The organism is Paracoccus halophilus, assembly GCF_000763905.1.
Lineage (GTDB): Bacteria > Pseudomonadota > Alphaproteobacteria > Rhodobacterales > Rhodobacteraceae > Paracoccus > Paracoccus halophilus.
Map to the genome: position 1 here is coordinate 41,974 of NZ_JRKN01000010.1, position 14,959 is coordinate 56,932.

11 protein-coding genes are annotated in these 14,959 nt (G+C 67.7%); 4 read left to right on the top strand and 7 right to left on the bottom strand.

Going from position 1 to position 14,959, the window contains the following annotated elements; translation table 11 throughout:
• Positions 1-122 precede the first annotated feature (122 nt).
• The gene (locus IT41_RS09350) at positions 123-1,142 is read left to right on the top strand and encodes a hypothetical protein (RefSeq protein WP_036740610.1); all 1,020 of its coding nucleotides are present in this window, start codon (positions 123-125) and stop codon (positions 1,140-1,142) included.
• A 32-nt stretch (positions 1,143-1,174) separates the two neighbouring features.
• On the opposite strand, the gene IT41_RS09355 is transcribed toward IT41_RS09350, so the two are convergent.
• From IT41_RS09355 to IT41_RS09380, 6 genes are all read right to left on the bottom strand, one after another.
• Entirely contained in the window at positions 1,175-2,164 is a 990-nt protein-coding gene (locus tag IT41_RS09355) for an SPOR domain-containing protein (protein WP_231564725.1), read from the bottom strand.
• Positions 2,165-2,394: 230 nt separating this feature from the next.
• Positions 2,395-3,030: a uracil phosphoribosyltransferase gene (upp, locus tag IT41_RS09360; protein ID WP_036740615.1), complete on the bottom strand. Its 636-nt coding sequence runs from the start codon at positions 3,028-3,030 to the stop codon at positions 2,395-2,397.
• Complete coding sequence (locus IT41_RS09365) at positions 3,027-3,995, bottom strand: adenosine deaminase (protein ID WP_036740617.1); 969 nt, start codon at positions 3,993-3,995, stop codon at positions 3,027-3,029. The genes upp and IT41_RS09365 overlap by 4 nt, the downstream gene beginning before the upstream one ends.
• On the bottom strand, positions 3,992-5,191 hold the full coding sequence (locus IT41_RS09370) for a phosphopentomutase (protein ID WP_036740618.1): 1,200 nt from the start codon (positions 5,189-5,191) through the stop codon (positions 3,992-3,994). Before IT41_RS09370 ends, IT41_RS09365 begins: the two co-directional genes overlap by 4 nt.
• A complete protein-coding gene (locus tag IT41_RS09375) occupies positions 5,184-6,476 on the bottom strand; it encodes a thymidine phosphorylase (RefSeq protein WP_036740619.1) in 1,293 nt (430 codons plus the stop codon). Before IT41_RS09375 ends, IT41_RS09370 begins: the two co-directional genes overlap by 8 nt.
• The gene (locus IT41_RS09380) at positions 6,473-6,868 is read right to left on the bottom strand and encodes a cytidine deaminase (protein WP_036740620.1); all 396 of its coding nucleotides are present in this window, start codon (positions 6,866-6,868) and stop codon (positions 6,473-6,475) included. The genes IT41_RS09375 and IT41_RS09380 overlap by 4 nt, the downstream gene beginning before the upstream one ends.
• Before the next feature lie 157 nt (positions 6,869-7,025).
• Between IT41_RS09380 and IT41_RS09385 the strand changes: the two genes are divergently transcribed.
• The 3 genes from IT41_RS09385 to IT41_RS19435 all read left to right on the top strand — a co-directional run bounded on the left by IT41_RS09385 (position 7,026) and on the right by IT41_RS19435 (position 13,604).
• Positions 7,026-9,305 carry an NADP-dependent malic enzyme gene (locus IT41_RS09385; protein WP_036740621.1) on the top strand — a complete coding sequence of 760 codons (2,280 nt, stop codon included), beginning with the start codon at positions 7,026-7,028 and terminating at the stop codon, positions 9,303-9,305.
• Between the two features lie 216 nt (positions 9,306-9,521).
• Entirely contained in the window at positions 9,522-11,423 is a 1,902-nt protein-coding gene (locus IT41_RS09390; RefSeq protein ID WP_036740622.1) for a propionyl-CoA synthetase, read from the top strand.
• 54 nt (positions 11,424-11,477) lie between these two features.
• The gene (locus tag IT41_RS19435) at positions 11,478-13,604 is read left to right on the top strand and encodes a class I SAM-dependent methyltransferase (RefSeq protein WP_052081369.1); all 2,127 of its coding nucleotides are present in this window, start codon (positions 11,478-11,480) and stop codon (positions 13,602-13,604) included.
• A 12-nt stretch (positions 13,605-13,616) separates the two neighbouring features.
• Here the strand turns inward: IT41_RS19435 and aroA are convergent, their stop codons facing one another.
• Positions 13,617-14,948, bottom strand: a complete 1,332-nt coding sequence (gene aroA / locus IT41_RS09400; protein WP_036740623.1) for a 3-phosphoshikimate 1-carboxyvinyltransferase — start codon at positions 14,946-14,948, stop codon at positions 13,617-13,619.
• Positions 14,949-14,959: the final 11 nt, after the last annotated feature.

Genomic DNA, 14,959 nt, shown 5'->3' on the forward strand with positions numbered 1-14,959 from the left:
AGATGCCGGCCTGCGCGCGCGCCGCCTTGGCCAAGGGTCCGCGCCCGGGCATTACGCGTGCTTGACCGCCACCGCCCGAGGCCTAATCTCGGGCAGGCGCAGCAGGGAAAAATGACGCAGGCATGACGGCGCTGAACCAATATCAACGGCTTGAAGCGGCAGGCCTCTGGCGCGAGACGCCGCAATCGCAGGCGCGCGATGTCATTGTCTCGTTCGGGGACGCGACACTGATGCTGACCGATCCGCGCTCGGAAACGCCGTTGACACATTGGTCCCTGCCCGCCGTCACGCGGCTCAATCCCGGCAGGATGCCCGCCCGCTATGGGCCCGGAGAGGCCGGTGCCGATGAGGAACTGGAAATCGACGACGATCTGATGATCGCCGCGATTTCCCGCATCCACCGCGCGATCGAGGCGGCCAGGCCGCATCCGGGACGGTTGCGCGGCGGGCTGATGCTGGGTGCGGCCGCGCTGATGGCGGCGCTGGCGGTGTTCTGGGTGCCGCCGGCGCTGGTGCGTCACGCGGCCAATGTCGCGCCACCCGCGCAACGAAGCGAGATCGGCCGGACAATCCTGGCGGAGATCGCCAAGACCACCGGCAATCCCTGCGCCCGCCCGGCCGGAGACATGGTCCGCGGCAAGCTGGCCGCGCGCCTGACCGGACCCGATTCGCGGATCGAGATTGTGCCGGCCCGCCTGCGCAGCGCGCTGCGACTGCCCGGCGCGATCACGGTCATCGGCGAGGACCTGATCAGGGGTCAGATCACCCCGGAGGTCACGGCCGGGCATATTCTGGCGGCGCAGGCGGTCGGGGTTCAGAATGACCCGCTTCTTCAGGCGCTGCGCTTTGCCGGGCCGCGCGCGACCTTTCAGCTTCTGACCAATGGCACCCTGCCCCCGCAATCGCTGGCCGGATATGGCGAAAGCCTTCTGGCCGGGCCGGTTCCGCGCCCCGATGACGAGATCCTGCTGAACTATTTCACCCGCGCCGGGATCGCCAGCGAACCCTATGCCCGTTCGCTGGATCCAACCGGCGAGGCGACGCTGGGGCTGATCGAGGCCGACCCTTTCCGCACCGCTGAGCCGAGACCCGTCCTGAGCGAGCGCGAATGGGCGGTACTGCAGGAAATCTGCGATCAGTGACCCCCGCCTGCGCGGCGATCTACCGGTACCGATCATCTGGGATAGGCGTCGCGGAACCCCGCGCGGCGAATGCTGTCCAGGGCCCTGACGATGGCTTCACGATCATCGAAAGGGCCGACCAGGACGAACTGCAGCTCGCGCCCCGAAGCCTGCGTCTGTCCGCGCATGACGGCATAGCCCAGCCGGGCGACGACCTGCGCGGCGCGATCCGCATTCACCGCCTCGGCATAGCTGCCGAACTGGATATAGCGGGCGCCGGCGGGAATGATTCCCGGCGGTGGCGCCGAGCGATCATTCCGGCGAGGCTCTGCCGCAGCCGCGGCGCGAGGTGCCGGCGCGACCTTTGCGACTGAGGGCGCCGCCCCGCCCACGGATGATTTCGCAGAACCATCGGGTTTCGTGACATCTGCCGCAGCCTTTTCTGCTCCAGATCCGGGGCGGGGTCTGGCAGCTGGCTTGCGCGCGGTCCCGCTTTCAGGGGAGCCGGCTGGGTCCACCTCCGCAGGCTTTCCGACGGCCGCTTTCGCGTCTTCGCCCTTCCTTGCATCATCCTCCACGATCGCGTTCAGCGGGCGAATGAATGCCAGACGCGACAGATCGGTCTCCGGCAGGGAACTGCAATAGCCGCGAGTCGGATCGCGCCCGAAATCCCCCTTTTCGTCCGCGCCATCATAGCCCAGCAATTCGCAGAGGCGGCGATTGGGTCGCAGCGCCTCGCCCATGCTGCGCTGAACGGCGGGTGCCGCCGCAAGGGCGGCCAGCAAGGTATCGACAGGCGCTTGCGACGCCGGTTCGGGTCCCATATCTGGGCGCTGTTCCATCGGAGTCGGGTCGCTGGCCAATTCCCCCGGGCGAAGGCTGGTCAGGATGGTTTCCGACAGGCTTTGCTCAAGCAGTTGCGCGCGGCTCAGGCCCGCATTGGGATCCAGCGCCCGCAGACGCGGTTTTCCATCGATGCCACGGGCCGAGAATGTCGGCGGATAGCCACAGAGCGGCGTGCCGTCACGGGCAAGACGCGCCATCCATCCCCCCGCCTCTTCGCGAAGAAATACGCAGCCGCGACTGTCGATATACTGGCGCGATTCGAAATCCGCGGGCGGTTGCTCGGCCGGCGAAAGCCCGGCCGCAAGAACCGCGGCCGGCCAAAGAGCAAGTACAATCCCCGCCAGCTTGCGCAGCATCGTCCCATCCCCGAATCGGTCAGTTGATCCGGTGATAGGACAGAAGCTCTGAACACCCCGTTAATGCGGCGTCACTTGGTGCCGAACATGCGATCTCCGGCATCGCCCAGACCGGGCACGATATAGCCGTGATCATCCAGCCTTTCGTCCAGCGCAGCGGTCACGATGGGCACGTCGGGATGGGCCTCGCGCATCCGTGCAACGCCTTCGGGCGCGGCCAGAAGGCTCAGGAAGCGCAGGTTGGTCGCCCCCGCTTGCTTGAGCAGGTCGATGGCCGCGACCAGGGAATTTCCGGTCGCCAGCATCGGGTCGACCACGATCGTCATCCGCGCGTCCAGATCGTTGGGCACCTTGAAGTAATACTGCACCGGCTGCAGCGTTTCGGGATCGCGATAAAGCCCCACGAAGCCGACGCGCGCTGCCGGGATCAGTTCCAGAATCCCGTCCAGAAGCCCGTTTCCGGCGCGCAGGATCGAGATCAGCGCCAGTTTCTTGCCCTCGAGCGTAGGGGCCTCCATGGCGCCCAACGGGGTTTCGATCCGCTTGCTGGTCATCTCGAGTTCGCGCGTGACCTCATAGGCCAGAAGCAGGCTGATTTCGCGCAGCAGCCGGCGAAAGCCGGCGGTCGAGGTGTTCCTGTCGCGCATGATGGTCAGCTTGTGCTGAACCCGCGGGTGGTTGACGATGGTCAGATGCGGCGCGGTCATGTCAGGTCCTTTCGCAGGGCAGCTTTCGTATCACCGTCGCAAAACGCCGCGTCAACCGCCCAGAGATTCATCTGCCGAAATTCGTCCTCGGCCCAGCCGAACGCATCCGCAAGCATCTGGTATTCATGGCAAAGCGTGGTGTGGAAAAATGGCGGATCGTCGGTCGAGACGGTCACCCGAAGCCCCGCATCGGCAAGCCGCGCGATCGGATGGGCGGCCCAGCCCGGCACGATGCCAAGCGCGACATTCGAGCCGGGACAGAGTTCAAGTGTGATCTGGCGCTCGGCCAGGTCGCGCAGCAATGCGGGGTCATGCACGGCACTGATCCCGTGCCCGATCCGGCTGACGCCCAGCGACAGCGCGTCGCGTATCTGATCAGGTCCGCCCCATTCGCCGGCATGGGCGGTCAGGCCCAGCCCCGCCTCGCGCGCGCAATCGAAGCCCCAGGCGAAATCCGGCAGCCTGCCGGCATCCTCGGCCCCGGCGATGCCGAAACCCGCGACCCAGCCGCCGCCGGTCTCGGCCGCGCAGATGGCGGTCTTGCGGGCGCGCTCGGGGCCGAAATGGCGAATCGCGGTCAGCACGGCGCGGCTGTCGATACCGTCGCGGCGCGCCGCCTGCGCCACCTCGTCCATCGCCGCCAGATAGTCGCGCCAGGCCGACAGATCGCCGCCGCCACAGAACTCGGGCGAGACGAAAAGCTCGACATAGATCGCGCCCTGCTCGGCGCATTCGGCCAGCACCTCGGCGAGCAGCCCGGCATAGTCGCGCGGCGAGGTCAGAACCGAGCTTGCGGCTTCGTAGACGCGCAGGAACCCGTTGAAATCCCGATAGGAATATGCGCCCTTCGCATCGAAGATACGGCTGATGTCCTGATGCTTTTCGGCAGCCTTGGCACGGATGAAACCCGGCGGTGCGGCCCCTTCCAGATGCAGATGCAGTTCGACCTTTTTCAGCGTCTTCACAGGAAGGATGCCCCCGGCCCGACGGGCGGCAGGCCCAGATGCGCGGCGACCGAGGCCGCGATATCGGCGAAGCCCACCTGCCCGATCTCGCGCGCGCCATAACCCCAGCCCAGCACCGGCACGCGCTCGCGGGTGTGATCGGTGCCCCGCCAGGTCGGATCATTGCCGTGATCGGCGGTAAAGATCGCCAGATCGCCGGGCCGCAGCCTGTCCAGAAACGCCCCCGCCACGCCATCGAACCATTCCAGCGCCCCGGCATAGCCGGCAACATTGCGACGATGGCCGTAAAGGCTGTCGAACTCGACGAAATTGGCAAGGATCAGGCTGCCGGGCCGGGCCTCATCGGCCAGGGCCAGCAGGTGGCCGGCCAGATCGGCATCGGACTGGCCCTTGTGCAGATGGGCGATGCCGCGATGGCTGAAGATATCGCCGATCTTGCCCACCGCATGGGTCGCGCGCCCGGCTGCCTGCGCGACATCGAGGATCGTCGGCGCGGGTGGCGCGATGGCATAGTCGCGGCGGTTGGGCGTGCGGGCAAAGCTGCCCTCGGCCCCGGCAAAGGGGCGGGCGATCACCCGCCCGACCCGCATGGGATGGACCATCCCGGCCACCTCGCTGCACAGCCGGTTCAGGCGTTCAAGCCCGAACGCCTCCTCATGCGCGGCGATCTGCAGCACGCTGTCGGCCGAGGTATAGCAGATCGGCCAGCCGGTCTGCAGATGCCGCGCGCCCAGCCGGGCCATGATCTCGGTGCCCGAGGCATGCTGGTTGCCAAGGATGCCCTCGGTGCCGGCGGCCCGGGCGATCCGGGCCGTGAGATCGCGCGGAAAGGCCGGATGCGTGTCGGGAAAATAGTGCCATTCCCAAGGCACCGGCACGCCGGCGATCTCCCAGTGTCCCGATGGCGTATCCTTGCCGCGCGAACTCTCGGTCGCCGCCCCCCAAAGGCCCCGCGGCGCGGCACCGAGCCCCGGCGCAACGGCGCCGCTGGCCAGGCGGATCGCGGCGCCCAGCCCCAGAGCGTCCAGATGCGGCATGTTCAGCGCGCGCGCCTGCGCGATATGCGCGACGGTATTGGCACCGGTATCGGGAAGGCCGTCGTTGAAATAGTCAGCGGCATCGGGCGCCCCGCCGATGCCCACGGAATCCATCACGATCACGAAAGCGCGCCCGCCCCTCGCCCCCTGGTCAGTCATCCAAGCCCACCTCGTCACGGATCAGCGGTCCGGGCTCGGGTCCGTCGCCCAGCAGATAGGCCGAATGCACGCTGGCGATGGCGGCCGCGGCCGCCCCTTCCGAGGCCGCATGAACCACGGCCAGCGGGCGATCCGGGCCGGCCTGCTCGCCGATGCGCAACAGATCCGCCAGCCCGACGCGCGGGTCGATGCGGTCGCGCGCATGCAGCCGCCCGCCGCCAAGCGCGACGACGGCATGGCCAAGCGCCTCGGTGTCGATGGCGGCGACGCGGCCATGGCCCGGCACCGCGCGCACGACCGGCGCGGCCGGCAGGTGCCGGTCGGGGTGCTCCAGCAGGTCGGTGGGACCTCCCTGCGCCGCGACCATGCGGGCGAAACGCTCGGCCGCGGCGCCGCTTTGCAGGGCGCGGGCGGCATCGGCAGAGATCCCGACGATTCCCAGACAGGCCGAGGAGAGCGCCAGCGACAGATCGCAGAGCGCCCCCCGCCGCTCGCCCCGCAGGACGGCGATCGCCTCGCGCAGTTCCAGCGCATTGCCGGCACTGCGCGCCAGCGGCTGGTCCATATCGGTGATATAGGCGCGGGCGCGGCAGCCGGCGCCCGAGGCGGTCGAGACCAGCGCCCGGGCCAGCGACAGCGCCGCCCGTTCGTCGCGCAGAAACGCGCCGCTGCCCTGCTTGACGTCCAGGATCAGCGCGTCGAGCCCGGCCGCCAGTTTTTTGGACAGGATCGAGGCGGTAATCAGGTCGATCGACCCCACCGTCGCGGATTCGTCCCGGATCGCGTAAAGCCGCGCATCGGCGGGGGCCAGGTCGCGCCCGGCCGCGACGATCGCGCATCCCTGTTCGGCAACGATGCGTCGAAACGCCTCCTCGGACAGCGCGGTACGGAAACCGGGGATCGCCTCCAGCTTGTCCAGCGTGCCGCCGGTATGGCCCAGCCCGCGCCCGGAAATCATGGGAACAAAGCCGCCGCAGGCCGCCACCAGTGGCGCCAGAATCAGACTGACCGCATCGCCGATGCCGCCGGTCGAATGCTTGTCCACCACCGGGCCGGGCAGATCCCAATGCATCACCTTGCCGGAATCGCGCATGGCGCGGGTCAGCGCCACACGCGCCGGCGCATCCAGACCGCGCAGCAGAACCGCCATGGCAAAGGCCGCCGCCTGGGCGTCGCTGACCGTGCCATCGGCCAGCCCCCGCGCGATCAGGGCGGCGCCTGCCTCGTCCAGCCCGCGCCCGTCGCGGATCGCTGCGATCAGGGGGCGCGGATCGGCTGCCATCATTCGGTGCCCGACAGATGCGAAATGTCGAAACGCCCCGGCAGCAATTCGCCGATCGTGGTGGCCAGCGTGGCGCCGCCCAGCGTGGCCAGCAGCACCGGCGTATCGGCACGGCCGAACTCGGCCAGTTTCTGGCGGCAGCCGCCGCAGGGCGGCACGGGGCCGGAACTGTCGGCGATCACCGCGACCTCGATCAGGTCGGTCTCGCCGCTGGCGACCATCAGCGCGATGGCGCCGGCTTCGGCGCAGGTGCCCTCGGGATAGGCGACGTTCTCGACATTGCAGCCGTGATAGATCCGCCCCGAGGCCCCGCGGACGGCAGCGCCGACCTTGAAACCCGAATAGGGCGCATAGGCCCGTTCCCGCACTTCGCGTGCCGCATCGAGAAGCGCCATCTGACCGCTCTTTCGTTCCAGATTTTCCGCCCCCGATCTTGCGCCCGGGCCGGCGGCGATGCAAGTCCGGCACGGTTGCCCCCCCGCGCCGCAGACCCCTGTTCCCCGCCCCGAAAATAGTTTAACGCTGAACCATCTTGAGAGGAGTGGGCAGGCAATGGAAGAACGCCGGCAGGACAGCGCGCGACAGGCGGCACTGGATTATCACGAATTCCCGCGTCCGGGTAAGCTTGAGGTGCGTGCGACAAAGCCCCTTGCCAATGGCCGTGACCTCAGCCGCGCCTATTCCCCGGGCGTGGCCGAAGCCTGCCTGGAGATCAAGGCCGACCCCGCCAGCGCCGCCCGCTATACCGCGCGCGGCAATCTGGTCGCCGTGGTCTCGAACGGCACCGCGGTGCTTGGCCTGGGCAATATCGGCGCGCTGGCCTCGAAGCCGGTGATGGAGGGCAAGGCCGTGCTCTTCAAGAAATTCGCCAATATCGACTGTTTCGACATCGAGGTGAACGAATCGGACCCCGAGAAACTGGCCGATATCGTGACCGCCCTCGAACCCAGCTTCGGCGCCATCAACCTTGAGGATATCAAGGCGCCCGACTGCTTCATCGTCGAAAAGCTGTGCCGCGAACGGATGAACATTCCGGTCTTTCACGACGACCAGCACGGCACCGCCATCGTGGTGGGCGCGGCCGCGACCAATGCGCTGCATGTCGCGGGCAAGAATTTCCAGGATATCAAGGTCGTCTCGACCGGCGGCGGCGCGGCAGGCATCGCCTGCCTGAACATGCTGCTGAAACTGGGCGTGAAACGCGAAAACGTCTGGCTGTGCGACATTGCCGGGCTGGTCTATCAGGGCCGGACCGAGGAAATGACCCCGCAAAAGGCGGAATTCGCGCAAGCCAGCGACCTGCGCAGGCTGGATCAGGTGATCGAGGGCGCGGATCTGTTCCTGGGCCTGTCGGGTCCGGGCGTGCTGAAGCCCGACATGGTCAGGAAGATGGCCGGCCGCCCGATCATCTTCGCGCTGGCCAACCCGACGCCCGAGATCCTGCCCGAGGATGCCCGCGCCGTCGCCCCCGATGCGATCATCGCCACCGGGCGCAGCGATTATCCCAACCAGGTCAACAACGTCCTGTGCTTTCCCTTCATCTTCCGCGGCGCGCTGGATGTCGGCGCCACCACCATCAATGACGAGATGGAGGTCGCCTGCGTCGAGGGCATCGCGGCGCTTGCCCGCGCCACCACCAGCGCCGAGGCCGCCATGGCCTATCGCGGCGAGACGCTGACCTTCGGCCCCGAATACCTGATTCCGAAACCCTTCGACCCGCGTCTGATCGGGGTCGTCTCGACCGCCGTCGCCCGCGCGGCGATGGAAACCGGCGTGGCGATGCGCCCGCTGTCCGATATCGACGCCTACAAGCGCAAGCTGGACGGCTCGGTCTTCCGCTCGGCGATGATCATGCGGCCCGTGTTCGAGGCCGCCGCGACGGCCAAGCGCCGCATCGTTTTTGCCGAGGGCGAGGACGAGCGCGTGCTGCGCGCCGCCAATGCCATGCTGGAGGAAACCACCGATGTGCCGATCCTGATCGGCCGCCCCGAGGTGATCGAGCGGCGCGCCGAACGCGCCGGCCTGCCGATCCGCCCCGGCCGCGACTTCGAGATCGTGAACCCGGAAAACGACCCGCGCTATCGCGACTATTGGGGCACCTATCACGAATTGATGGCCCGCCAGGGCGTCAGCCCCGATATCGCGCGGGCGATCATGCGCACCAATACCACCGCCATCGGCGCCGTCATGGTCCACCGCGACGAGGCCGACAGCCTGATCTGCGGCACCTTCGGACAATATAGCTGGCACCTGAACTATATCCGCCAGATCCTGGCCCGCGACGGGTTGCACCCGGTCGGCGCGCTGTCGATGATCATCCTCGAGGATGGCCCGATCTTCATCGCCGACACGCAGGTGCATTACGAACCCAGTGCCGGCCAGGTGATGGAAACCGCGATCGGCGCGGCGCGCCATATCCGCCGCTTTGGCCTGACGCCCAAGGTCGCGCTGTGCAGCCATTCGCAATTCGGCAATCTCGACACCGCCGGCGGTCGCAAGATGCGCCAGGCGATGGCGCTCCTTGAGGAACGCGAGGTCGATTTCTGCTTCGAAGGCGAAATGCAGGTCGATTCGGCGCTGGACGCCGAGCTGCGCAACCGCATCTTCCCGGATTCGCGGCTGGAAGGCGCGGCCAACGCGCTGGTATTCGCCAGCAGCGACGCCGCCTCGGGCGTGCGCAACGCATTGAAGATGAAGGCGAACGGGCTTGAGGTCGGGCCGATCCTGATGGGCATGGGCAACCGCGCCCATATCGTGACCCCCTCGATCACCACGCGCGGGCTGCTGAACATGAGCGTGATCGCCGGTACCCCGGTCGGCCATTACCGCTAGCGCGATTCGGCCATCCCACGACAGGCGCGCCGGCTATGCAAACCGGCGCGCATTTTTCTGCGATCCGCAAATTTCCGGCGGTTTTGCAAACATTTGTCAAGGCGCCGCCGGAAATTCTGCAAAATAACTTCTTCCATGGGACATGTCGGGCGTTAACATCCTTGCCTGACGGCCTGGGCCGCGCCTACCAAAGCCGAACCTGGAGGAGGAGCTTTCATGGGATATCAAGACGTCTATGCCGGTTGGCGGGCCGATCCCGACCGGTTCTGGATGCAGGCCGCCGAGGCGATCGACTGGCAGAAAAAGCCCTCGCGGGCGCTGTTCGACGACAAGGCCCCGATCTATGAATGGTTCGCGGACGGGATGGTCAACACCTGCTGGAACGCGGTGGACCGCCATGTCGCGGCCGGACGCGGCGATCAGGTCGCGATCGTGCATGAAAGCCCGATCACGCTTTCGACCAGGGGCATCACCTACAGGCAGTTGCAGGACCGCGTCGCCTCGCTTGCCGGGGCGCTGCGCATGCGTGGCGTGGAAAAGGGCGACCGCGTCATCATCTACATGCCGATGATCCCCGAAGCGCTCGAGGCGATGCTGGCCTGCGCCCGGCTTGGCGCCATCCACTCGGTCGTGTTCGGCGGCTTTGCCGCGCATGAGCTGGCGATCCGCATCGACGATTTCCAGCCCAAGGCGATCATCGCCGCCTCTTGCGGGCTGGAACCCAATCGCGTCATCCATTACAAGCCGCTGCTGGACAGCGCCATCGAGATGGCCAGCCACCAGCCCGAATTCTGCGTCATCTTCCAGCGCGAACAAGAGGTCGCCAAGCTGGTCGAGGGCCGCGACTTCAACTGGCACGGCTTTCAATACGGGGTGAAGCCCGCCGAATGTGTCCCGGTCGAAGGCAACCACCCCGCCTATATCCTTTATACCTCGGGCACGACCGGCCAGCCCAAGGGCGTGGTGCGCCACACGGCGGGCCATCTGGTCGCGCTGCAATGGTCGATGAGCAATATCTACAATATCGGCGCCGGTGACCGTTTCTGGGCGGCATCCGATGTCGGCTGGGTCGTCGGCCACAGCTATATCTGCTATGGCCCGCTGGTCGCCGGCGCGACCACCGTGGTCTTCGAGGGCAAGCCGGTGGGCACGCCCCATGCCGGGGTGTTCTGGCGCATCATCCAGAACCACCGCATCAAGAGCTTCTTCACCGCGCCCACCGCGCTGCGCGCCATCCGCCGCGAGGATCCGGACGGCGAATGGATCCGCCGCTACAAGCTGCATGACCTGCAGGCGTTGTTCCTGGCCGGCGAGCGCGCCGATCCGGACACGGTGAAATGGGCGCAGCAGCATCTGGGCGTGCCGGTGGTCGATCACTGGTGGCAGACCGAGACCGGCTGGGCCATCGCCGCCAATCCGATCGGGATCGAGACCCTGCCCACCAAACCCGGCAGCCCCTCGGTGCCGATGCCCGGCTATGACGTGCAGGTGCTGGACGAAAGCGGCCATCCGGTGCCGCCCGGCACGCTGGGCGCGATCACCATCAAGCTGCCCCTGCCCCCCGGCGCGCTGCCCACGCTGTGGAACGCCGAGTCGCGTTTCCGACACAGCTATCTCGACCATTTTCCCGGCTATTACGAAACCGGGGATGCCGGTTATGTGGACGAGGACGGCTATCTCTATATCATGGCGCGCACCGATGACGTGATCAACGTGGCCGGGCACCGGCTCTCGACCGGCGCCATGGAAGAGGTGCTGGCCGCGCATCCCGATGTCGCGGAATGCGCGGTGATCGGGGTCGCCGATGCGCTCAAGGGGCAGGCTCCGCTGGGGTTCCTGTGCCTCAAGGCCGGGGCGACGACGCCGCATGAGCAGGTCGTCAAGGATGTCGTGCGCATGGTGCGCGATCAGATCGGCCCGGTCGCGGCGTTTAAATCCGCCTGCGTCGTGGAGCGGCTGCCCAAGACCCGCTCGGGCAAGATCCTGCGCGCGACCATGGCCAAGATCGCCGATGGCGAGGATTTCAAGACGCCCGCGACCATCGACGATCCGGCCGTTCTGGATGAAATCGGCGCGGCGCTGGCATTGCTTGGCTATCCGAATAGGGATAAGCCCTGACCGGAATTGCCGCAGGGCGTGCATGCCCTGCGATCCGCGACAACAGGACGATCCATGAAGACAGCCATTTCCTGTGTCATCGACCGGCATCCGCGTTTCCTGACACAAGCCTGGCTGTTGCTGGCATCGCTGCGCAGCGCCGGTATCGCCGGCGATGACCCGGGTACGGCGCTGGTCGTGCATGTCCCGCGCGACATGGCGAATGATGCGCGGCTGGACCGCTTGCGCGGGCTGGGCGCGGTGATTGAACCCTATGACGCCTTTGCCGAGGGGCCGGGCGCCTATTGCAACAAGCTGGTCCAGTTCCGGACCGGGCTTCTGCAGCAGGCGGAGCGGGTGCTGCTGCTTGATGCGGATCTGCTGTTCCTGCGCGATCCCCGCCCGCTTTTCGACGACAGAGCCGTGCGCGCCAAGATCGTCGATTCCGCCCAGCCCCCGGCCGAAAAATGGCGCCCCCTGTTCGCGCAGGCGGGTTTTCCCGACCCCGCCACCGCGCCCGCGACGCTCAGGCCCGATTTGCAGGTTCCCGCACGGAACTGCAATGGCGGCGCCTATTTTCTGCCCCGGGCCGCCTTTGCCGCGCTGGCCGAGGCCTGGCCGCGCTGGTCGCGCCACTGTCTCGCGCAGCAGGCGCTTCTGGGCGATCATCTGCATCACGCCGACCAGCTTGGCTTTGCGCTGGCGATGCAGGAACTGGACCTGCCCTTTCTGCCGCTGGATGTCGGCGCGAACTTTCCGACGCATTTCCGCGCCCATATCTATCAGGGGCTGGCGCCGCAAGAGATCACCGCGATGCATTACCATCGCCATGTCGATGCCCATGGCATGCCCGCGCCGACCGGCATCGCCTGGGTGGACCGGCAGATGATGCAGGCGATGAACCGCATCCGGCGGCAGCACAGCATCGGCCTGGACAATGCGGTTTTCTGGGAAACCCGCTATGCGACGGACCCCGAACTGGGCTCGGGGCTGGGCTCGCGCGGCGAGGTGATGCTGGACAAGCGCCGCCAGCTGGCACCCGTCCTGACCGCCCATGCCGACCGGCCGGTGGTCGATATCGGCTGCGGCGATCTTGAGGTGATGCATGTGTTCGGGCTGCGGGATTACCGCGGCTTCGACCTGTCCGCGAGCGGGCTGGATCTGGCGCGCGCCAAGCGCCCGGACTGGAGCTTCACGCAGGGCGCGTCGGGGGATGTGCCGGCGGGCAGCGCCGATCTGGCGATCTGCCTCGATGTGGCGATCCATCAATCCACCCCGGAGGCCTATCGCAAGCTGGTCGATGATGTCGTCGCCGCCAGCCGCGACGCGGTGCTGATCAGCGGCTATGAGACCGCCCCCCAGGGTCGCGGCATCGTGTTTTTCCGCGAACCGCTCAGCCAGACCCTGGCCGAGCATCCCGGGATCGCGCATGTGACCCGGATCGGCGGCTGGCGCGATGTCGCGCTGTTTCTGGCCGAGCGTGGGCGCGAGGGCCGCAATCCCCATGACATCCGCGCCGCCGAACTGGCCGGCGCGCTGGCGACCAGCCCGCATCCGCAACTGCTCGTCGACATCGTGGCGATGGGGCGCAGGCATCTGGGCTTTTTCCCGAAAACCATCATCCGCTGCATCGAATATCCCTGGATCGCCGCCCGCATGCCCCGGCCGGAGGGGCTGCGCGTTCTGGACATGGGCGCCGGCGTCGCGCCCCTGCCCCTATGGCTGGCGCAGCAGGGGGCCAGGGTGACCACGGTGGACGGCCACAGCCTGATCCGCACCCCGCCCGCGCCCGCCAACTGGAACGAATGGGGCTATCTGGATTACGGGCTGATCGACGACCGCATCCGCTCGCATAACTGCCTGATGCAGGATCTGCCGGATGCCGGACCCTTTGACCTGATCTATTCGGTCAGCGTGATCGAACATATCCCGGCCGAGGCCCGCCGCGCCGCCCTTGCCGCGATGCGCGACAGGCTGGTGCCTGGCGGGCGCTTGCTGCTGACGCTGGACCTGATCCCCGGCACCGACCGGCTTTGGGACCTGTCCGAAGGCAAGCGCGTGGACGAGGACCGGCCCCACGGCACCATCGCCGAGTTCCGCGCCGAGCTTGAGGCGCTTGGCCTGACCGTCACCGAGCAGGTCCTGTTCCGTGCCATCGCGGGCAGCCGCACCGATCTGCTGATGGTCGATGCCCGTCTCTGACGGGTGCCGCGTTCAGCCGATCTCGGCGCCCAGGCCCCGCATCAGCGGCAGGAAATCCGGGAAGGAGGTCGCGATCGGGCCCGCGTCATCGACGCCGATCGGCTGTTCCGAGGCCAGCCCCGCGACCAGAAAGGACATGGCGATGCGGTGATCCAGATGGCTCTGCGCGGTCGCCCCGCCCTTCAGCCCGCCGGTGCCGTGGACGATCATCGTATCCTCGCTATCCTCGACCGAGGCGCCATTGGCGCGCAGCCCCACCGCCATGGCCTCGATCCGGTCGCTTTCCTTGACACGCAGCTCATGCACGCCCTGCATTACCGTCGTGCCCTCGGCAAAGGCCGCGATCACCGACAGGATCGGAAACTCGTCGATCATGCTGGCGGCGCGTCCGGGGGGCACGGTCACCCCCTTCAGCGGCCCGTGGCGGACGACCAGATCGGCGACCGGCTCGCCGCCCTCGACCCGCTCATTCTCGAAACGGATATCGGCGCCCATTTCCAGCAGCGTGACGTAAAGCCCGTCCCGCGTCGGGTTGCGGCTGACGCCCGGCACGCGGATTTCCGAACCGGGCACGATCAGCGCCGCCGCCACCGGGAAAGCGGCGCTGGACGGGTCGCGCGGCACCGCGATCGGCTGCGGACGCAGGTTCGGCCGCCCCTTCAGCGTGATGACATGGCCCTCATCGGTGGTCTCGGTCACGATTTTCGCGCCGAAACCGGCCAGCATGCGCTCGGTATGATCGCGGGTCGGCTCGGCCTCGATCACCACCGTCTCGCCCGGCGCGTTCAGCCCGGCCAGCAGCACGGCGGATTTGATCTGCGCGCTGGCCACCGGGGTCCGGTAGCGCAGCGGCACCGGATCGGCGGCGCCCCGGATGGTGACCGGCAGGCGCTTGCCCTCGCGCGCCGTGACCTCGCAGCCGAACATCTCCAGCGGGTCGGTGATGCGCCCCATGGGACGGCGCGACAGGCTGGCATCGCCGGTGAATGTGGCGGTGATCGGCGTCGTCGCCATCGCGCCCATGATCAGCCGCACGCCGGTGCCGGAATTGCCGCAATCGATGACGCCCTCGGGCTCGGCAAAGCCGCCGATGCCGACGCCGTTCACCCGCCATTCGCCCTCGGCCAGGCGCTCGACACTGGCGCCAAAGGCGCGCATCGCCGCCGCCGTGTCCAGAACGTCCTGCCCCTCCAGCAGGCCGGTGATCCGGGTTTCGCCCACCGACAGCGCACCGAGGATCAGCGCCCGGTGGCTGATCGACTTGTCGCCGGGCACGCGCGCCTCGCCGGTCAGCGGCCCCGAGCGGCGGGCGGACATGGGAAGCGGTTCGGCGGAATGTGACATGGGACACCTCT